Raw genomic sequence first — 633 nt, forward strand, 5'->3', positions numbered from 1 at the left:
ACCTGCAAGAGCAAAAGTCAATGTATATGTAAATGGTGCACATGTGAAAACAATAACACCAGATAAAACAGCAATCAGCTGGGAGGAATGGTTTACCGCATCTGAACGTTTGGCCTTAAAAGAGGGTAAAAATGTAATCAGTTATCGTATCGATAATGACAGTATAGGTAATGTAAATTTAGACTACTTAACTATGTACAAAGCAGATGTACCAAATCAAATTGCTCCAACAGTACCTGCAACGGATTTGGCTATGGATTCACATGCACAGGTAAATGTAGGTAAAACATTGCAACTAAATGCAACAGTAGAGCCGGCAAATTATACAAATAAAATTATTTGGACTTCCGACAATCCAGATGTAGCAGTTGTAAATTCAGCAGGCATGGTAACCGGTAAAGCAGCAGGAACTACTACGATCAAAGCAACCATTGATGGTCATGAAGTATCCTGTGAACTGACAGTTCTAAATCCCGTTAATGTTAGTTCTCTCGAAATCATGGGTGAACATGGAGATTCGGAGATTAGAACTAAAGGTGGAACACTTCAATTATCAGCAAATGTTCTGCCGGAAAATGCAACTGAAAAGTCAGTAACATGGACAATTGAAGAAGGTAGTAAGTACGCAAGCAT

General features: G+C 38.4%; 1 protein-coding gene. It reads left to right on the forward strand.

Features of this window, described 5'->3' with window-relative positions; translation table 11 throughout:
* Positions 1 to 633: Ig-like domain-containing protein (locus tag AC3G7N_RS21490; RefSeq protein WP_489424168.1), on the forward strand; the 633-nt coding region annotated here is incomplete at both ends.

The organism is Virgibacillus carmonensis (genome assembly GCF_057836705.1).